At 62.6% G+C, this 18,937-nt stretch carries 14 protein-coding genes, 3 pseudogenes and 1 riboswitch; of the genes and pseudogenes, 9 read left to right on the top strand and 8 right to left on the bottom strand.

Annotated elements, in window-relative coordinates; all coding sequences use genetic code 11:
- Window positions 1-14 precede the first annotated feature (14 nt).
- Entirely contained in the window at window positions 15-2,141 is a 2,127-nt protein-coding gene (locus tag BF95_RS05185; RefSeq protein ID WP_051519860.1) for a catalase, read from the bottom strand.
- Window positions 2,142-2,458: 317 nt separating this feature from the next.
- On the opposite strand from BF95_RS05185, the gene BF95_RS05180 reads away from it, so the two are divergent.
- From BF95_RS05180 to BF95_RS05165, 5 genes are all read left to right on the top strand, one after another.
- Window positions 2,459-3,205 (top strand): Crp/Fnr family transcriptional regulator, encoded by a 747-nt coding sequence (locus BF95_RS05180; RefSeq protein ID WP_200866883.1) that lies wholly within the window; start codon window positions 2,459-2,461, stop codon window positions 3,203-3,205.
- Window positions 3,202-3,393, top strand: a complete 192-nt coding sequence (locus BF95_RS05175) for a hypothetical protein (RefSeq protein ID WP_043149805.1) — start codon at window positions 3,202-3,204, stop codon at window positions 3,391-3,393. Before BF95_RS05180 ends, BF95_RS05175 begins: the two co-directional genes overlap by 4 nt.
- Before the next feature lie 155 nt (window positions 3,394-3,548).
- Window positions 3,549-3,929 carry an alpha/beta hydrolase family esterase gene (locus BF95_RS30595; protein ID WP_327195408.1) on the top strand — a complete coding sequence of 127 codons (381 nt, stop codon included), beginning with the start codon at window positions 3,549-3,551 and terminating at the stop codon, window positions 3,927-3,929.
- Window positions 3,926-4,681 carry an extracellular catalytic domain type 1 short-chain-length polyhydroxyalkanoate depolymerase gene (locus BF95_RS05170; RefSeq protein ID WP_327195407.1) on the top strand — a complete coding sequence of 252 codons (756 nt, stop codon included), beginning with the start codon at window positions 3,926-3,928 and terminating at the stop codon, window positions 4,679-4,681. The genes BF95_RS30595 and BF95_RS05170 overlap by 4 nt, the downstream gene beginning before the upstream one ends.
- Before the next feature lie 99 nt (window positions 4,682-4,780).
- On the top strand, window positions 4,781-6,511 hold the full coding sequence (locus BF95_RS05165; RefSeq protein WP_043149804.1) for an acyl-CoA dehydrogenase C-terminal domain-containing protein: 1,731 nt from the start codon (window positions 4,781-4,783) through the stop codon (window positions 6,509-6,511).
- 9 nt (window positions 6,512-6,520) lie between these two features.
- On the opposite strand, the gene BF95_RS05160 is transcribed toward BF95_RS05165, so the two are convergent.
- Window positions 6,521-6,985, bottom strand: a complete 465-nt coding sequence (locus tag BF95_RS05160; RefSeq protein WP_043149854.1) for an Lrp/AsnC family transcriptional regulator — start codon at window positions 6,983-6,985, stop codon at window positions 6,521-6,523.
- A gap of 124 nt (window positions 6,986-7,109) precedes the next feature.
- On the opposite strand from BF95_RS05160, the pseudogene alr reads away from it, so the two are divergent.
- The 4 genes and pseudogenes from alr to BF95_RS05140 all read left to right on the top strand — a co-directional run bounded on the left by alr (window position 7,110) and on the right by BF95_RS05140 (window position 11,434).
- Window positions 7,110-8,227 (top strand): annotated as a pseudogene (gene alr, locus BF95_RS05155) (alanine racemase).
- 3 nt (window positions 8,228-8,230) lie between these two features.
- Entirely contained in the window at window positions 8,231-9,487 is a 1,257-nt protein-coding gene (locus BF95_RS05150) for a D-amino acid dehydrogenase (protein WP_043149803.1), read from the top strand.
- A gap of 18 nt (window positions 9,488-9,505) precedes the next feature.
- The gene (locus BF95_RS05145) at window positions 9,506-9,853 is read left to right on the top strand and encodes a RidA family protein (RefSeq protein ID WP_043149802.1); all 348 of its coding nucleotides are present in this window, start codon (window positions 9,506-9,508) and stop codon (window positions 9,851-9,853) included.
- Between the two features lie 70 nt (window positions 9,854-9,923).
- Window positions 9,924-11,434: pseudogene (locus tag BF95_RS05140) on the top strand (UxaA family hydrolase).
- A gap of 9 nt (window positions 11,435-11,443) precedes the next feature.
- On the opposite strand, the gene tenA reads toward BF95_RS05140, so the two are convergent.
- The 6 genes and pseudogenes from tenA to tnpA form a co-directional block, all read right to left on the bottom strand.
- Window positions 11,444-12,109 carry a thiaminase II gene (gene tenA / locus BF95_RS05135; RefSeq protein ID WP_235209567.1) on the bottom strand — a complete coding sequence of 222 codons (666 nt, stop codon included), beginning with the start codon at window positions 12,107-12,109 and terminating at the stop codon, window positions 11,444-11,446.
- 11 nt (window positions 12,110-12,120) lie between these two features.
- Window positions 12,121-14,289, bottom strand: a complete 2,169-nt coding sequence (locus BF95_RS05130; RefSeq protein ID WP_051519859.1) for a TonB-dependent receptor — start codon at window positions 14,287-14,289, stop codon at window positions 12,121-12,123.
- A riboswitch (TPP riboswitch) is annotated at window positions 14,281-14,408 on the bottom strand. It overlaps the preceding gene by 9 nt.
- Window positions 14,409-14,655: 247 nt before the next feature.
- Window positions 14,656-16,072: pseudogene (locus BF95_RS05125) on the bottom strand (ISNCY family transposase).
- Between the two features lie 120 nt (window positions 16,073-16,192).
- Window positions 16,193-17,863, bottom strand: a complete 1,671-nt coding sequence (gene tnpC / locus BF95_RS05120; protein WP_043149801.1) for an IS66 family transposase — start codon at window positions 17,861-17,863, stop codon at window positions 16,193-16,195.
- 119 nt (window positions 17,864-17,982) lie between these two features.
- Window positions 17,983-18,330, bottom strand: coding sequence for an IS66 family insertion sequence element accessory protein TnpB (gene tnpB, locus BF95_RS05115; RefSeq protein WP_043149800.1), 348 nt, complete (start codon window positions 18,328-18,330; stop codon window positions 17,983-17,985).
- Window positions 18,327-18,686, bottom strand: coding sequence for an IS66-like element accessory protein TnpA (gene tnpA / locus BF95_RS05110; RefSeq protein ID WP_043149796.1), 360 nt, complete (start codon window positions 18,684-18,686; stop codon window positions 18,327-18,329). Before tnpA ends, tnpB begins: the two co-directional genes overlap by 4 nt.
- Window positions 18,687-18,937 lie beyond the last annotated feature (251 nt).

The raw sequence follows: 18,937 nt of genomic DNA, 5'->3' as shown, positions 1-18,937 counted from the left end.
ATCGAAGATCGAGATCAGGCGTCGGGCACGGCGTCCAAATCCACGGTCATTTCCCGTGGCCAATGGCGCAGCCCGCGACAGGCGGTTAGCAGCGTCGTGGCATCCTTCGCTGTAGCAAGCGGCAGGCAGCCCTCATCCAGATCGTCGGCGATACCCGCCTTTTCGAATAAGGTCTGTGCCTCTGCCGTAAGCCCTATAAACTTGCAATGGGCAAAGGCATCGGTGACGAAGTCCTTGGCCGCAGCATCCATCGCCAGTAGCGCCGCGCCATCGGGCGACGCGACCACTGCAATCGCGTCATAGAGGACCGATGGCCCGCCATCGATCTTCTGTTTGGCGGCAACCGCTGTGCCATCGGACAGGGTGACCCCGCCGATCTTGGGCGCAATGACTTCATACACCGCGCCTTCCTTGTCGACCGCCTTCACCAGCGCCTCGAAAATCGCGGCGTCGGCACCATCGGTCAGCAGGATGCCGAGCTTACGACCCTTGAAATTGTCCGGCCCATTTTTGAGGATGCTGAGCGCATCCGAGGGTGGCAAGTCCATGATCGGGGCGCGTGCCGCCTGCGCGGCATCCGGCAAGGGCATGCCCAGGCCATCTACCACGGTGGCCGCCAGCGTTTCGTCGATATTGCGCAGATGCGATACCGTCCGCGAACGGATGTCGGGCCGTTCGACCTTGCTCAGTTCGAACACGATCGCATCGCCGATATGCTTCTGCTCGATCGGCATCTGGCTGACATAGAATTGGCGTGCCTGGCTATAATGGTCCACGAAACTCTCCGAACGGACCCGCTGCTTAAGGCCATCCTCGACCCGCGCGTCGCTGACGAAGCAACGTGCCGGGTCTTCGCGTGGGCCACCCTGTTCCGCGCCCCAGCTATTGGGTTCGTAATTGGCGCGGCCCTTGGGATTGCGCATGGCCATATGTCCGTCTTGCTGGAAATTGACCATCGGACATTTGGGCGCATTGATGGGGATATGCGTGAAATTGGGGCCGCCCAGCCGTTTGAGCTGGGTGTCGAGATAGGAGAAGTTCCGCCCCTGCAACAAGGGATCGTTGCTGAAGTCGATGCCCGGCGGCGCATTTTGCGTGCAAAAGGCAACCTGCTCGGTTTCGGCGAAGAAATTGTCGACCACCCGGTCGAGCACCAGACGTCCGATGACGCGAACGGGCACCAGTTCTTCGGGAATAAGCTTTGTGGCATCCAGCACGTCGAAGTCGAAACTGTCGGCAAAGGCATCGTCGAACAATTGCACACCCAATTCCCACTCGGGGAAGTCGCCCGCATTGATCGCATCCCACAGGTCGCGGCGATGGAAATCGGGGTCGGCCCCGTTGATCTTGACCGCTTCGTTCCAGACAACCGATTGCAGGCCCTGTTTGGGCTTCCAATGGAATTTGACGAAGGTCGACTTGCCTTCGGCATCGACCAGGCGGAACGTATGGACGCCGAAGCCTTCCATGGTGCGTAGCGAGCGCGGAATGGCCCGATCCGACATCGTCCACATGATCATATGCATGGACTCAGGCGACAGGCTGATGAAATCCCAGAAATTATCGTGCGCCGTCTGCGCCTGGGGGAAATCGCGATCCGGCTCGGGCTTGGCGGCATGGATCAGGTCGGGGAATTTGATGGCATCCTGGATGAAGAAGACCGGGATATTATTGCCGACCAGATCCCAATTGCCTTCCTGCGTGTAGAGCTTGACCGCAAAGCCGCGTACATCGCGGGCGAGATCGGCCGACCCCTTCGATCCGGCGACGGTCGAAAAGCGCACGAAGGCAGGCACCTTTTCACCCACGCGCTGCAACACGTCGGCGCGCGTCACGTCACTCAGTGACTCCGTCAGCTCGAAATAGCCATGCGCGCCATAGCCACGGGCGTGGACGACGCGCTCTGGAATACGTTCATGGTCGAAATGGAACATCTTCTCGCGAAAATGCGTGTCTTCCAACAGGGTCGGCCCGCGTGCGCCCTGCTTCAACGAATTTTGATTGTCCGCAACGGGGATGCCCTGCGCCGTCGTCAATGTGGCCACATCGCCGCCGGCCGTCTGATGCGTTTCGCCGCCGGCTGCCTGCGGCTCGGCAAAAACTTCCGACACGCCATCCGCTGGGGCGGGGGGCGGCATCATGCGAGCGGATTGCTCGGCTACTTTGCCTGATGCGCTGGCGGGTTTGTCTGACTTAGCCATGAGAAATCCTCATTGTGAGAGCGCGCGCATACGCGAACAGAGACAATGCCATGCTCAGCTATGCACGCAGGGACGGTCTGCAGAAATGCTATGTCCGGAAAACACTCGGCACCGTTGCAAGTTGCGGCTGTCTGACAAATACTAATCTGCGTCATAACGTTTTGCGGCCATGGCTTGGATATACTGGCGCATCGGCCCGTTTAGGCAGTCAAAGGTGATCGGGGCAAAGGTCGCCATCATATGTGAAGGACACTATCTTGTTCACGGATCGGTTTTTGAAAGGGCGTCGGGGCGTCCAACTGGGGGCGGAAGAACGCGCTGTATTGGAAGGTGCCATATCCGAAGTCCGCACCATTGATGCGCGCGCTACCATCGTCCGCGCTGGCGAGCCGTTGTCCCACAGCACATTGCTGATCGACGGCTTCATGTGCCGCTATCTCGATGATAGGGAAGGCATGCGCCAGCTCGTCGCGGTGCAAGTGCCAGGCGATTTCGTCGATCTCCATGCCTACCCGCTCAAGACGCTCGATCATGATGTCGCGACGCTGACCGCCGCGACCGTCGCGATCGTGCCTCACCGGGAACTGGACGGAATCAACGCGGCCATGCCGGAACTCACCCGCAAATTATGGTTCTCGACCCTGCTCGATGCCGCCATCCACCGGGCCTGGCTGTTCCGCCTCGGTCGGTTGGATGCAGTCGGCCGCGTCGCCCATTTTCTCAGCGAAACGAACGCCCGGCTCCTGCCTGTGGGCCTGAGCGACGGAAGCCGCTTTGCCCTGGGCGTGACTCAGAACGACATCGCCGAAATATGTGGCATTACCAATGTCCACGCCAATCGTGTGCTACGTCAGCTGCGCGAGGAAGGCTTGTGCGTTTTTCGCTCTTCGCTCGTCGACATTCTGGACGTCAAGGGGCTTGCCAGGCGCGGACAGTTCGACCCCGACTATCTCTATATCGATGCCGATCCGACCCAATCCTCCAACGAAAGTCATGGCTCATGAGCGCCACCCCTTCCATCGTCGGCACGCAAACGCGGCCAGGTGTCGCCACCGTGGAGGGCGGGCTGGTCCTGCTCGACGGGCCCAACGGCGTCGCTGTGACCATGACCGCCTATGCCGCATCCGAAACGGGCAAGAGCCTGATCGAAGCGGCCCGACGGGCTGAACATGAAAGCGAACCGGACGCCTAAAATGCGCTGCAATGCATCATAATAAGATAATTTATCCCGACGACCCTATATAGATAGGTAGATAATGGCACTCACGCTATTGTGCGGCGCAGCAACAATCTGGGCAGATGGAGCGATATAGCGTAATTGAAGGCGTAAGCCGCACCGGAGACCAAATGATGACCCGTTTAAGTTCGACCATATCCCAGCTCGCCAAATTCCGCGCGATGGCACCTGGCGCAATGACTGATCCGGTTCAGGATCGGCTGGACGATCTTCAGGCTTTTGGCAGCAATCCAGGTGCCTTGCGCGCGAGAATCTATGTGCCCGCAAATCTCGCCAAAGGGGCGGCGTTGGTCGTCGTCCTCCATGGCTGCACCCAGAATGCGGCGGGCTATGATCATGGCGCGGGCTGGTCGCAACTTGCCGATGAGCAGGGCTTTGCGCTGCTTTTCCCCGAACAGCAGCGGTCCAACAATCCCAACCTCTGCTTCAACTGGTTCTCGCCGGTCGATTCCCGGCGCAATTCCGGCGAAGCCTGTCGATTCGCCAGATGATCGATACCATGGTGTCCACCCATGACATCGACCAAAGCCGCATTTTCGTGACTGGCCTGTCTGCGGGCGGCGCAATGACGTCGATCATGCTGGCTAGCTATCCCGAACTCTTCGCGGGCGGCGCGATTATCGCTGGCCTCCCCTTCGGTTGCGCCACCTCGGTGAATGACGCCTTTGCCCGCATGCGGGGGGAGGGCTACCCCTCTGACGATCGCCTGCCCGAACTGGTCCGGGCCGCGTCCGGCCATCAGGGGCCATGGCCGACCATCTCCGTCTGGCAGGGAAGCGCCGACAAGACCGTCGCGCCGTCCAACGCAGAACGAATCATCGCCCAGTGGCAGGCGCTGCATGGCGTGGGAGACATCCCGACCGAGCAGGCGATCGTCGACGGCAGCCCCCGCCGCACTTGGCACGACAAAATGGGCCGGGCGGTAATCGAAGCTTATGAAATCGTCGGCATGGGCCATGGAACGCCGCTGAACACGGTTGGGCCGGACGGGCATGGCAGCGCCGCCCCCTATATGCTGGAAGCGGGCATCTCCTCGACCGGACAGATCGCAAAAGCCTGGGGGCTGATGACCAAGGCCAAAACACGCCCAGCCTCGGCAACGCAGAGCGAGCGCCCCCGGCCGCTCAACACCGCTCCGCAACCCACGCAGGCCAAGAAGCCGATTCCCAAGGCACCGCATAAAGCCACGGGCGTCGCCGCCGTCATTGAGGACGCCCTGCGCAAGGCCGGATTGATGCGATGATCCGCTAAAGGGACCGCGCCGAAAGCGGTCTCGCCTACCGACGATTGACTGTAACAGGCGTTTGGTATAGTCCTCGACTGCGCCAATAGGAGAGGCCCGATGTACAGCTACGTCCCACCGATCGACGATTATCGCTTCCTGCTGACGCATATCCTGCGCTTCGATGAAGCGATGGCCGACGTCGGCAAGGATGTGGACACCGATCTCGCTGTCGCCGTGCTGGAAGAGGCGGGGCGCCTATGCGCCGACCGGCTCCAACCCCTCAACCGCGAAGGCGACGAATTGGGCAGCCGCCTTGTCGAGGGCGCCGTCATCACGCCGCCCGGCTTTGCCGACGCCTATCGTGAGTTCGTGGCCGCCGGCTGGCCCGCGCTCGCCGCGTCGCCGGACCATGGCGGGCAGGGGCTGCCCTTCATCCTCCAACTCTGGCTGGACGAGATGCTCTCGGCCACCAACCTGTCCTTTGGCCTCTTCCCCGGCCTGACGCGCGGCGCTGTCGAAGCGATCATCGCCCATGCCAGCGAAGACTTGAAAGCCGCCTATCTCGCCCCACTGGTCAGCGGCGAATGGACCGGCGCTATGGCGCTGACCGAAAGCGGCGCGGGCACCGATCTGGCCTTGCTCAAGACCAAGGCCGTGCCGCTCGGCGATGGCCGCCATGCCCTGACCGGCCAGAAAATCTTTATATCGTCGGGCGACCATGATTTCGGCGGCAATATTGTCCACCTCGTCCTCGCGCGCCTCCCCGACGCCCCGCCCGGCGTGAAGGGGATCAGCCTCTTCCTCGTCCCTAAATTCCTGGCCGACGCCGATGGCGGATTTACCATCCGCAACAGCATGTCGGTCGGCGCGCTCGAAAAGAAGATGGGCATCCATGCCCAACCCACCTGCGTCATGAATTATGACGAAGCGACCGGCTGGCTGGTGGGCGAACCGCATCGCGGCCTCGCCGCCATGTTCACCATGATGAACGCCGAACGGCTGATGGTCGGCATCCAGGGACTGGGCATTGCCGGTGCCGCCTATGGTCAGGCCGCCAGCTATGCCAAGGAACGGCTACAGGGCCGCAGCGCCGATGGCACCCGCAACCCGGTCGCGATCATCGAACATGCCGATGTCCGCCGGATGCTGCTCACCATCCGCGCCTTTGTCGAGGCTGGCCGCGCGCTAGCGGGTTGGACCGCGCTCCAGCTTGATCGCGCCCATGCCCATCCCGATGCCGCCGAGCGGGCAAAGGCCGACGCGCTGGTCGCGCTGCTGACCCCGGTGGTCAAGGCGGCCTTCACCGACATGGGCTTTGAAAGCGCGGTACAAGCGCAGCAGGTGTTCGGCGGCCATGGCTACATCCGCGAATGGGGCATGGAACAATATGTCCGCGACGCCCGCATCGCCCAGATTTACGAAGGCACCAACGGCGTGCAGGCGATGGATCTGGTCGCGCGCAAACTGCCCCAGTCCGGCGGCGCGGTGGTCGAAGGCTTTTTCGACCTGATCGCCGCCGATCTCGACGCCACCGACCTGCCGATCGCAACCCGCACCCGCGAGGCGCTTGGCAAATTACGCGATGTCACCGCCTCTCTGCGCGGCGCATCGGTGGATGCGTCGGGCGCGGCCGCGGTCGACTATCTGCGCCTCTTCGCGCTGGTCGCCATGGGCTGGATGTGGACCCGCATGGCTGCCGCCGCGCAGGACGACACACCGCTCCACCAGGCCAAGCGATCCGTCGCCGCCTTCTTCGCGCAACGCATGCTGCCCCAGGCCGACGCTCTGGCCGCCAGCATCATGGCAGGTGAAGACACGCTCATGGCGCTGGAGGCCGACGCTTTCTAACCCGCGCATTTACCCCTTGCTCCGGCGCGGGCGCAGCGTGTCGCGCATGGCGATGTTGGAATTGATCCGCGTCACGCCGGGCAGGCGCGATAATATTTCGCTGTGGATGCGTTCATAGGCGTCCACACTGTCCGCCTCGACGCGCAACCAATAATCGACCGCCCCGGTCATCAGGAAACATTCGCGGATTTCCGGGCATTGCCGCACCGCATGTTCGAATCGCGCGAGATAATCCTCGGTCTGCCGGTCGAGCGTCACCTGCACCACGACATTGACCAACGGGCTGTCATCGCGCCCGCCCGCGACGATCGTATAGCCGCGAATGACGCCCTGCGCTTCCAATTGCCGGATGCGCCGATGGCAGGCGGACGGCGACAGGCCGACCTCCGCTGCGATCTCGGCATTGGAGCGGCGCGCGTTGAGTTTGAGCAGGCGCAGAATGGCGCGGTCAGTCGTATCGAAGGAAATGGCCATATATGCGAATCCATTGGAATATTCTGCGACTTTACAGCATAAAATGGAACAATCGTCGATCAATGGCCATCCCATTTTGAAGAAACGTGATCTACATTGCGGCAGGATGTGAAGGGCAAGCGGCATGGATTTGCAGATGGCCGGCAATTTGCGCATCGACCTTGCCGCACTGGTCGCCAACTACCGGCTGATCGCGGCGCAGGTCGCCCCCGCCAGTGTCGCGGGCGTGGTCAAGGCGAACGCCTATGGTCTGGGCGCAGCGAAGTATCACGCGCACTGCTCGATGCGGGCTGCCGCCACTTTTTCGTCGCCCATCTTTGCGAAGCGACGGCCTTGCGGCCCCATCTGCCGACCGACGCGACGCTCTATGTCCTCAATGGTGTGCAACCCGGCGTAGAGGCGGCTTGCGCGGCGATCGACGCGCTCCCGGTCCTCAATTCGCTGGAGCAGATTGACGGCTGGGCCGCGACGGCCCGCACACTGAACCGTGTGCTCCCGGCGGTGATCCAGGTCGACAGCGGCATGTCGCGCCTCGGCCTCGCATCCACCGAACTCGCAACCCTGCGCGATCAGCCGGATCGGCTGGCGGGCATCGACCTGCGACTGATCATGACCCATCTCGCCTGCGCCGATCATCCCGAAGACAGCTTCAACCCGCATCAGCGCGCCACCTTCGACGCGATCGCCCGGCAATTCCCCGGCGTGCCCCGCTCGATCGACAATTCAGGCGGTGCCATGACGTCGGGCGTTGCCCATGGCGACATCGTCCGCGCCGGAATCGCCCTTTATGGCGGCGCGCCTCATGGCCAGCCCAACCCGATGCACGCCGTCGTCGCGCTCGACGCTTATATCGTCCAACTGCGCACCGTCGAAGCCGGGGCAGGGGTGGGCTATGGCCTCACCCACCGCTTCGACCGCCCCGCGCGCCTTGCCACTGTCTCGGTCGGCTATGCCGATGGCTGGCCGCGCCACCTCAGCAACCGCGGCTTTGCCTATATCGGCGGCGTGCGCGCACCGATCGTCGGCCGCGTCTCGATGGATAGCCTCGCGCTCGATGTCACCGACGTCCCCGACCATCTCCTCTATCCCGCAGCAGCCGTCGAACTCATCGGCCCGCACCAGTCGATCGATGATGTCGCCGCGCAGGCAGAAACGATTTCTTACGAGATTTTGACCCGGCTCGGCCCCCGCTACGCGCGCACCTATCTGCCCGCGCCTGCCGCCGCCATTCAGGAGCAATAAGCCATGAAGATCGTAATTCTGGGCGGCGGCGTCGTCGGCGTCACCTCCGCCTGGTATCTGTCGCAGGCGGGCCATGAGGTCGTCGTCATCGACCGTCAGACCGGCGTCGCGCAAGAAACCAGCTTCGCCAACGCAGGCGAAATCTCGCCCGGCTATGCCTCCCCCTGGGCCGCGCCCGGCATCCCGGCCAAGGCGCTGCGCTGGCTGTTCATGCAACATGCCCCGCTGATCCTGCGCCCTAATGTCGACATGGCGATGATCCGCTGGATGATCGCGATGCTCGGCAATTGCAACGCGGCCGACTATCGCATCAACAAAGGGCGCATGGTGCGCCTCGCCGAATATAGCCGTGACCAGTTGATCGCGCTGCGCGAAGCGACCGGCATTCGCTATGACGAACGCACCCAGGGGACGCTGCAACTGTTCCGCGAACAAAAGCAGCTGGACGGCATCGCCAAGGATATTGAGGTGCTGCGCGCCGACAATGTGCCCTTCGAAGTCCTCGACCGCGCTGGCTGCATCGCCGCCGAACCGGGCCTCGGCGCCAGCGCATCGCCGATCGCAGGCGGGCTTCGTTTGCCCAATGACGAGACGGGCGACTGTTTCAAATTCACCAACATCCTTGCCGACATGGCCCGCGCACGCGGCGTCGAATTTCTGATGGGTCGCACCATTCAGGGTTTGGCGCGCGAAGCTGGACGGATCAGCCATGTCGTCACCACTGACGGCCCCGTCACTGGCGATGCCTATCTGGTCGCGATGGGCAGCTTCTCGCCGCTGCTCCTCGCCCCGCTCGGCCTGCGTCTGCCCGTCTATCCGGTAAAGGGCTATTCGATCACCGTGCCCATCGTCCAGGAAGACGCCGCCCCGGTCTCGACCCTGCTCGATGAAAGCTACAAGGTTGCGATCACGCGCCTGGGCGATCGCATCCGGGTCGGCGGCATGGCCGAACTATCGGGATATACCAATGATCTGCCCCAAGCGCGGCGCGACACGCTCGACCATAGTGTTGGTACGCTCTTTCCCGGCGCAGGCGACCTGTCGCAGGCGACCTTCTGGAGCGGCCTGCGCCCCATGACGCCTGATTCCACGCCCGTCATCGGCGTGACGCCGCTCGAGAATCTTTTCCTCAACACCGGCCATGGCACGTTGGGCTGGACCATGGCCTGCGGATCGGGGCAAGTGATCGCCGACATTATCGGCGGCCGCCCCCCGGCCATCGAAACTGCGGATCTGGGCCTTGCCCGCTACAGCCGCTGACATTCAAGGAGAAGACTCATGACCATCACCCGCATCGAAACCGGCCCGCGCATGAGCGAAGCGGTCATCCATGGCGACACTGTCTATCTCGCGGGGCAGGTCGGCACACCGGGCGATAGCGTCACCAACCAGACCCGGGAAACCCTCGCCGAGATCGAGCGTCTGCTGACACTGGCTGGTAGCAACAAGGCGCATATCCTGCGCGCCACCATCTGGCTTGCCGACATGGCCGATTTTGCGGAAATGAACGCCGTCTGGGACAGCTGGATCGCGGACGTCGCCGCACCAACCCGTGCAACCGGCGAAGCGAAGCTGGCGGACCCCGGCTATAAGGTCGAAATCATCATCACCGCCGCCCGCGCCTGATGGACAGGGCTGTCCAACATCAGGGCAGCGCCCTTGTGCCACCGGTATCATAGCTGCTATTCCGCCATCCATGGACCAATTGGCACCGCCCGAAATTCAACTCCCCGCCGCCATCCGCATCGCGGAAACTGACACCGTCGGCATCGCCCTGCGCGACCTGGAAGCGGGCGAGACGGTGTCAATTTATCAAACCTATGTCCGGGTCGGTGTACGAATTCCGCGCGGCCATAAGTTCGCGCTTCGCCCCATCGTGGCGGGCGAAGCCGTGCTGCGCTATGGCTGGCCTATCGGCACCGCGACCCAGGCCATCGCCCCCGGCGATCATGTCCATAGCCATAACCTCGCCACCAACCTGAAGGCGGAGGAACCCTATGCCTTCGTCCCGGTCCCCTCGGTCGCCGCCGCTCCGACCTCGCGCTGGACCTTCCGGGGCTATCGCCGCGCCGACGGATCGGTCGCACCCGCAATGAAATATGGGTCATCCCTACCGTCGGCTGCGTCGCCCGCACCGCCGATCGCGTCGCGCAGCAGGCCGCCCTCCGCCACGCTGGCCGCGTCGATGCCATCCTCGCCTTTCCGCATCCACTTGGCTGTTCGCAACTGGGCGATGATCTCGACGCCACCGCGCGCTTGCTGGCGGCGCTTGCCTGCAATCCTAATGCAGGCGGCGTCCTACTCATTGGCCTGGGCTGTGAAGAGAACCAACTCGCCGCCCTGCTGCAACGCATCCCGCCCGACCGCCGCGCCCGCATCCGCAGCGTCGGCGCACAACTGAGCGCCGACGAATATGCCGACGCCGCCACGGCCATCGACGAACTGGTTGAAACCGCCGCGCAGGACCAGCGGGAAGAAGTCGGCATCGACGCCCTGCGCCTCGGCCTCAAATGCGGCGGCTCGGATGGCCTCTCCGGCCTGACCGCCAATCCCCTGGTCGGCCGCGCCGCCGATGTCGTCACCGGCGCGGGCGGGCAGGCAATCCTCACCGAAATTCCCGAAATCTTCGGTGCCGAACGGCTGTTGATGCAGCGCGCTGGGGATAGTGACATCTTCGATGCGCTGGTCGCCCTGGTCAATCGCTTCAAGCGCTATTTCATCGACCATGGCGAACCGATCTCCGAAAATCCCAGCCCCGGCAATGTCGCGGGCGGCATCACCACGCTGGAGGAAAAATCGCTGGGCGCGGTGCAGAAGGGCGGCCATGCCCCCGTCACCGACGTCCTCGCTTATGGCGAAAGCCTGCGCCGCCCCGGCCTGACGATCCTCGAAGCCCCCGGCAACGATGCCGTCTCCACCACGGCGCTGGCAGCGGCGGGTGCAACCATCACGCTCTTTTCTACCGGCCGCGGCACGCCGCTGGGCAGCCCGATCCCTACGCTCAAACTCGCCACCAACCACGACCTCGCTCGCCGCAAACCCGGCTGGATCGACTTCGACGCGGCTATCGTGCTGGACGAGGGAATGGACGCCGCGACCGATGCACTGATGACCCGTATCTGCGCGATCGCCTCGGGCGAACCCGCCCGCAACGAAATCAACGGCGAACGCGACATCGCCATCTGGAAGCGCGGCGTTACGCTTTAACTGGCCCGATCAAATGGGCCAGGCCTCGCGCCGATAGGCCGAATCCCAGAACATCCATTCATAGCGCGTCGCCACCCGGAACGCCCTGGCCATGGCGTCACGCACGGCCGGACTCGCTGCCTCCGCCGCCGCATCCACCAAGGTTCGCACCCGATCGGTCGCTTCGCCAAATTCCGGCGCGGCATAGGTATCGATCCAGGGTGCATAAGGGTTGGGGCTGACAGCCTGCGGCCGGATCGCGCAGCCCACGTCCCAATAGACCCAGAAGCAGGGCAATATTCCCGCGATCAGTTCCTCATACGTCCGCGTCGCCGCCAGGCTGGAAAGATAGCCGGTATAGCCCAGGCACGCCGGGCTGGGTTCGATCGTCGCCGCCATGTCCGCGCTGACGCCGAACTGCGCGAAAAAGGCCTGGTGCAAGCCTTCCTCTACCTGCACCGCTACCTTAGCCCCATCAGAAAATTCCAGCCGCCCGGCCGCATCGGGCGCGCGCGCCGCCGCGATCGCCAGCACCCGTGCATATTCGGCAAGGTACAGGCTATCCTGCAAGATATAGTGCTGGAAACTAGACGGCGGTAATGTCCCCGCTGCCAGTTCGCTCAGGAAAGGGTGGGCTAATATCGCCCGCCGCAACGATGCAACCTCGTCCCATATCTCTGCGCAAAAGCCCATCATCTTGTCTCCTGTCAGAAGCTGACCGCAGCGCTCGCCCCGAATTGGCGGCCCGTATTGATCGTGAAACTATCGAATGGCCCGTTGGGACCAAGACCCAACAAAAGCGGCAATTGCTGCTGGCCAAAGGCGGAGATCGCCCAGCGCTTGTCGAACAGATTTTTCGCCCAGATATCAAACGTCCAAGCGCCCTGCGTCACGCCGATCCGCCCATCGACCGATGTATAGCCCGGCGTATGCAGGATATTGTCGATCTCGAAATCCACCCGCGACACATAGGCAACGCTCAGCCGCGCATCGACCAACGCCGGTCCCGCTGCACTCTGCCAGCCGATCCCGCCATTGACGGTCCAGTCGGGCGCATTGGGCGTCCGCTTGCCGCTCATGTCGACAATAGCCGGTTCGCCCGACTCCGGCGTCGGATTGGGGGTCAGATAGCGACCCGTCCGGCTATGCGTCCAGGCGACGCCGCCATCAACGCGGAATCCGGCACCCAACGCCACATCACCCGATGCTTCTAACCCATGGACATCGACCTGCGCCACAGACAGTACCACCGAATTGCCCAGAAACACGGTATTCTGGAAATTGCTGTAATCGGTGACAAAGCCCGCGATCGACCCGCGCACCCGGCCATCGCTGCTCTGTGCCTTGATGCCGACCTCGACCGACTTGGTCGTCTCGCCGGGAAACACCGCCTGCCACACATCGGTAGCGCCCGGCAGAGGATTGAACCCGCCCGCCTTGAAGCCGACCGCGCCGGTCACATAAGCGGTCAGGTTCGCATTAGGCCGCCACGCCAGCGAGACTTTGGGCTGCCATTTGTCGAAGGTCCGTGCCCGCTCCGCCACCAGCGCCCCACTTGTCGTGCCAACCGTATCTTCCTTGCGGCGGTCGCGGTCGTAGCGCAGCGCGGCGGTCAATTCGATCTGCGGCGCAATGTCGTAACTTGCCTGGGCAAAGACACCGATCTGGTTCGACCGTGTTTCCGCGCGCAGCGCTTCCGCGCCGAACAGCAACGGCCCGAAATCGTCTGTCCGATCACGCTCAAGCCGCTGGAAGAAAAGTCCGACATGCCAGCGCAGCGGACTTTCCCCCCGCGATGTCAGTCGCAACTCGCTGGTCCATGCCAGGATATCAACGGGTTGAGAGATAGGCTGAATGCCATTTGGAAAGAGCGGAAGGCCGCCCAGCGTGACCGGCGTATCATTGCGGAAATCCAGTTCCTCCACGAAATTCTTATGATATTCATCATAGCCACCGGTCCAGCTTAGGCTCAGGGCATCGCTCAGCACCTGTTCGTAAGTGGTCTGAAGACCCCAATAATTGCGGTCGGAACGCCCCTCGAAATCGCCGAACGGATCGGTCAGCGCTTCGCCTGCCAGTCGCCCGCCATACAAGCCTGTCACGTTACCCGACGAGATATAGGCCGCGCCGCCTTCCTCGTCCGCCCAGCTTGCGCGTACCTTCAGCGTCGCGGTTTCGCTCAGCGCTATCGTCGCCTTCAACCGCAGGTTGCGGCTGATCTGGCCATCGACCTTCTTGTCGAGGAAGCTGTTGCGGATGAACCCCTCACTGTTGCGATAAGAACCCGCCAACCGCACTTGCACCCGGTCGGACAGCGGCGCATTGATCACGCCATCGGCGGTCCAGCTAAGCCCGTTGCCGATACCGACCGCCGCCTCGCCGCCCCAGTCCGGTCCGGGATCGTTCGTTGCGACTGTAATCGCGCCGCCCGATGCCGAGCGCCCGAATAGCGCGCCCTGCGGTCCCTTCAATATTTCGACCCGTGCGACATCATAAGTTCGCAGGGTGAAGAGTTCGGAATCCGCCAGCGCCAAACCGTCGACGATATAGGCGATAGAGGGTGACTGGCTGCGATTGGTCGATACGCCGCGTACCGATATCAAATTCGTACCCGGATCCTGATCGTTTACGATGAAGATACCTGGCGTTGCCGCGATGAAATCGTCGATACTGGTCATCTTGTGCGCGACAATGGCCGTGCGGCCATAGACCGTCACCGTATCGGGTACGCCGATCTCGGCTTCTTCGCGGCCTCGCGCTGTCACAATGATGCGATCGGCCTCGACTCCTTCGGCGGCCTGCGCTGGGCCGCCCAGCGCGATGGCGACGGGCAGGGTAGTCAGGCAGGCAGACGATATGATGGCGTAACGACGCATAGTCCCTATTCCTCCGCCGGTATGACCCGGATCAGGTTCGCGGGTTTGCAGACTAAGCGCCCCTTGCGCCCGATCCGCGTCTCAGCCCTGACAACGCCAGGACACCCCGTGGGTGAATGTGGCCATGCGCCTATGCGCTGAATGGGCAGACGTCAAACGCTTCTGCGGTCACAGAGGGTGAGACTGCAGTCATGGTCCCTGTTCTCGCTAAATAGAGAAGTCACAATCTGTGCCATATAGAAATGTCACAGGGTGGGGAATAGCAGGGGCTGCGTGGAGCCATCGGGTTAGCGCAGCGCAGACCCTGCTGATACGCTAACCTCGGGGTAGCTGAGCCATGGACCCGCTGCTCTGCAGTGGGCCCGGTCATGTCGTCTGCACGAACCTGAGCGTACCGCGTTCGCGCAACTCTGCGTCGCTCAGCCTGGGGCCGCGCTTGAGCTTGGAGCCACCCAGTTTGCGGCGATCGATCTTTGGTGGCGGGTCTGGCTCGGGGAACAGATGCATGGGCTGGTCACGGCGGGCAGGGGCGTCATTATTGCGCTTACGATGATGCGGCATGATCGCCTGCAGCTGCTTTGCCAGGATCAGAGCCGCGTCCAGATGTTTGTTCCCGACAATGGCTGGCTGGTTGACCTGCCGCATCTTGTCGAACTGGCGATAGGGCAGGACATGCCCTTCATGCTCGATCTCCAGCCGGCCATCGGGATACTCGCAAATAGTCACCCGCTTGCGCGCCAGCTTCCTGGCAAGATCGCTTGGCTCCAAAATGAACATCACCTTGTTGTAATGCAGAGTCAGTGCCGCCGTCACCGTCCGTTGTTCCTGCCAGACCATGATCGAGCGCAGATCGTCATGCGGGGCGAGGGGGCGGTGCAGATCGCGGGCATCGAAGGCGGGGCGAGCAAACTGAGCATTGTGCCTGGCCATGTAGGCCGCCAGAAATGCATTGGCTTCCGCGATGGACGATATGCCTTCAAGGCGCATCGCCTTGACCAGCCGGTCCTGTAAGGTTGCATTGGCCCGTTCGACCCGGCCCTTGGCCTGCGGCGAATTGGCGCAGATAATCTCGATGTTCAACGCATCCAGTGCCCGCCCGAAATGCGTCATGCCATCGCGCCTGGCTGTAGGTTTTGGGTTGCGGAAGACCGTGTGCTTGTCGGAATAAAAGGCCACCGGCTTGCCGTGCCGTTCGATATACGCGCGGGTCGCTTCCATATAGGCGAAGGTGCTCTCGCTCTCGACCATCTGGAGGTGCATCAGCTCGCTGGTCGCGTCATCGATATAGACCAGCAGGGTGCATTGCGGCCCGCGGTCTTCGAACCACCAATGTTTTTGAACCGTCGATCTGGATCAGCTCGCCACGGCAATCCCGGCGATAGCGAGGCTGATACGGGCGAGGGCGACGAGCATCGCGATCTTTCCACAAACCAGCCTGGATCATCAACTGGCGCAGCGTCTCGCAGGCCAGATGAATATCGTGCCGCTCGGCAAGATACTCGCGAGCCAGGGTTGGTCCGAAATCATGATAATGCTCGCGCACGATCGCGACGACGCGCTCGCGGAAATCGTCATCATAACGCCGGTTGCTTGGTCGGCAACGCTTACCCGAAATCAAGCCTTCGGGACCGGCCGCATGTAATCGTGACAGCAACCGGAATATCTGCCTTCGACAAAGGCCCAATAGCGCCGACGCATCCTCAACACGCAATTCGCCACGCTCGACCCGCAGCAGCGTATCGTAACGGGAAAGCTCGCCATGGCTCATGCCAATCACCGTCATAAGCGCCACCTCCTGTATCAGGAGATGACCATGCCACCGATGACCCGCACTGCTACGTCGAGAGTGACATCTCTAACGTACGCATCCGATAGCCGCCGCGAGTTGTCGCGGTGCGGGGGTTCAGGCGGCGATTTCTTCGGCGGCCTGCTGCTGAGCAGCTTTCCAATGCCAAGGGAGGAGTTCGTGAAGGCGGTTCTGTGGGATGTCGGCGATCCGGGCGAGGACGTCGGTGAACCAGGCGAGCGGATCAACGTCGTTGAGCCGAGCCGTGCCGAACAGGCTGAACATCATCGCGGCGCGCTGGCCGCCGCGGTCTGAGCCCACAAACAACCAGGCTTTTCTTCCCCGGGCAACGCTGCGCAGCTGGCGTTCCGCGGCGTTGTTCGAGAGGCAGATCCGGCCATCGGCGAGGAATGTGGTGAAGCCCGCCCAGTCGTTCTGAAGGTAGGCGATGGCCTTGGCCACGGCATCGTGACGAGAGAGCTTGCTGCGCGTCTCGTGCATCCATGCCTCCAGTTCGGCAACGATCGGAGCGGACAGCTCCTGGCGAACGGCCAGGCGCTCGGCGGAAGGCTTGCCGTTGATGTCGCGCTCGATGGCAAAGAGCCGATCGATGATCTCGAGCGCCTCGGTTGCCAGCGGCGAGATGAGCGGCGCGGTGCCCTTTTTCTTGTTGCGCTTGAGCTGCTGCCGGATGTCGACGAGCTTGAAGAATTCCCGGCGTGCATGAACCCAGCAATTTGCGCGCGTCATGGGCTTATCCGCCCAGCCTTCCGCGAACAGGGCATTGAAGCCGGCATATCTGTCGACCTGGAGAATACCGGTATAGCCGGCCAGGTGGGCGCGCGGATGCTCGCCCCTGCGATCGCTGGAGTAGTAGCACAGCGCCACTGGCGGCGCCGGGCCGCCGAACGGGCGATCGTCGCGCACATAGTCCCATATCCGCGCCACGCTGGTTTTCAGTTTGGCCAGAAGTGGAACGGTGGTGTCGTCGGCATGCAGGCGGTCAGCGGCGAGCCCATGAGCCTCCAGCAGCAGGAACAGGGGTTTCACCGCCACGCAGATCGCGCCGATCTGATCGGCGAGCGTCGAGAGGCTCAAGGGGATGCCTTCGGCCTCGAGCCGATCACGCTGGCTATTGAGGGGCTGGTGCAGACCGTACTTCTGGAAGGCCAGGTTTGCCAGGAAGTGCGGCCCGAACATCCCGCGCGGCGTCACGTGGAAGGGTGCCGGCGGCTGGCTGATCTTCTCGCACTTACGGCACGAGACCTTTTCCCGGACCGTCTGGATCACCTTGTGGCGGGCAGGAACTCTCTCGAGCGTTTCGGTGATCGCCGGGGGGAGATGGCTCAGATCGTCCGAGCCGCAGCACGGGCAGAGTTCTGGCGCCGGGATAACGACCTTCTCGCGCGGCACGTCGGCCGGGAAGTCGCGGCGGGTGGAACGCTTGCGGGTGAACGCTGCAACCGTGCTGGTCTTGTCGGCTGCAATTTGGCCAAGCAGTTCGGCCTCGCTGGCATTGGCCTCGAGTTCCTCGAAGGTGAGTTCGAGCTGACCCAGCAGACGCCGGCTGCGCTCGGAACTCGCGCCGTATTTGTCGCGGCGCATCGTCTCGTTCATCAGTTCGAGGTGGGCGTTGCGGGCCAGCAGATCAGCGTTGATCGCCCAAACTTTCGCGACCTCGGCCTCGGCTACGAACAGCTTTACCTGGGCCTGCTCGGCCCGCTCCCGAACGACGGCAACCTCAGCGCGAAGCTGGACGAGCTCGTCGGATGGGTCGCTTGCGGCCATGCTCTTTTATAGCACGAACTTGCCGAAAACCCCAGGATTTAAGCCAGTTTTCCCGCATATTTTTCCCGCCAAGGTGCCTGGACAGGCGGGATTTCTCTCACCTTGATTGACGCTGGGGATCAGCCGACCTGCGTCGGGCGCCAGGTCTCCTGGGGGTTACGCCAGTCTATGCCCTCGAGCAGGCAGGCCATCGCTGAAGCCGAGATCGCGACCGTTCCGTCCTTTGCGGCGGGCCACACAAAACGCCCTTTTTCCAGACGTTTTGCGTATAAGGACATCCCGAGGCCGTCATGCCACAGAATTTTGCAAAGCGACCCGCTCCGGCCCCGGAAGACATAAAGGTCACCAGCATGGACGTCCTTGTTCAGCGATTGCTGAACCTGCAAGGCCAGCGACCTCATTCCCCGGCGCATGTCTGTATGCCCTAGCGCGAGCCAGACCTTACCGCCGCTCGGGACCGGGATCATCGGATCAGCGCCTTCAGAACAGCAGCGGCCACATCCGGCGGCGCCGAGGCGAAGATGTTCACGCGTCGCCCGCCAGGCAAATCCACCACAACAGCTGGCGCAGATGACAACTGGTTGCCGCCTGCCTCGTCAAGCATGACGGCTTCGACGAAGCCGACCTCCGCCGGCGACGCAGCGGCCTGCATTTCAGCTTTGCGGCGCCAAGTGTAAACCAACGCCGTCGATACATCATACTGCCGGGCTATCCGTGCTACGCAGGCACCCGGTGAGAATGCCTCGGACAGAATCTTCGCCCGCTCGTCCTCACGCCAGCGTCGCCGACGCTCAGGCCCGCCGAAAACCGTAATTTGACCCACAAAACCGCTCCTACGACCGCTCTCAAGAGCGAACTTAAGAGCGGTCCATCACGCCCGGGGGAAGGCGACTCTCAACGGAGGCGTACGCATATCCCGCAATACGTCCGTGCAATCATTCGCCTGTCTCAGGTCACCCAAACAAGATTGCGCACGCCATGCCTGCGTGACGATTGCCCGCAGTTTTACGTTTCCGTGGCTAGCAATTTCTTCCGCCACTGCCGCCAAGTTAGTGAACGCCGGGAATGTCATAG

It is taken from the genome of Sphingobium sp. Ant17 (assembly GCF_000588875.1).
Taxonomy (GTDB): domain Bacteria; phylum Pseudomonadota; class Alphaproteobacteria; order Sphingomonadales; family Sphingomonadaceae; genus Sphingobium.
Note: the sequence above shows the minus strand (reverse complement) of the source record. Positions and strands in the feature narration are given on the sequence as shown.

What these genes read in the sequence shown, in the direction of transcription:
- tnpC (WP_043149801.1), bottom strand. Translation starts at nt 17,863, where the DNA reads ATGGCCGCAAGCGACCCATCCGACGAGCTCGTCCAGCTTCGCGCTGAG.
- tnpB (WP_043149800.1), bottom strand. Translation starts at nt 18,330, where the DNA reads ATGATCCCGGTCCCGAGCGGCGGTAAGGTCTGGCTCGCGCTAGGGCAT.
- BF95_RS30595 (WP_327195408.1), top strand. Translation starts at nt 3,549, where the DNA reads ATGATGACCCGTTTAAGTTCGACCATATCCCAGCTCGCCAAATTCCGC.
- tenA (WP_235209567.1), bottom strand. Translation starts at nt 12,109, where the DNA reads ATGATGGGCTTTTGCGCAGAGATATGGGACGAGGTTGCATCGTTGCGG.
- BF95_RS05160 (WP_043149854.1), bottom strand. Translation starts at nt 6,985, where the DNA reads ATGGCCATTTCCTTCGATACGACTGACCGCGCCATTCTGCGCCTGCTC.
- BF95_RS05175 (WP_043149805.1), top strand. Translation starts at nt 3,202, where the DNA reads ATGAGCGCCACCCCTTCCATCGTCGGCACGCAAACGCGGCCAGGTGTC.
- BF95_RS05145 (WP_043149802.1), top strand. Translation starts at nt 9,506, where the DNA reads ATGACCATCACCCGCATCGAAACCGGCCCGCGCATGAGCGAAGCGGTC.
- BF95_RS05165 (WP_043149804.1), top strand. Translation starts at nt 4,781, where the DNA reads ATGTACAGCTACGTCCCACCGATCGACGATTATCGCTTCCTGCTGACG.
- BF95_RS05170 (WP_327195407.1), top strand. Translation starts at nt 3,926, where the DNA reads ATGATCGATACCATGGTGTCCACCCATGACATCGACCAAAGCCGCATT.
- BF95_RS05130 (WP_051519859.1), bottom strand. Translation starts at nt 14,289, where the DNA reads ATGCGTCGTTACGCCATCATATCGTCTGCCTGCCTGACTACCCTGCCC.
- BF95_RS05185 (WP_051519860.1), bottom strand. Translation starts at nt 2,141, where the DNA reads ATGATGCCGCCCCCCGCCCCAGCGGATGGCGTGTCGGAAGTTTTTGCC.
- BF95_RS05150 (WP_043149803.1), top strand. Translation starts at nt 8,231, where the DNA reads ATGAAGATCGTAATTCTGGGCGGCGGCGTCGTCGGCGTCACCTCCGCC.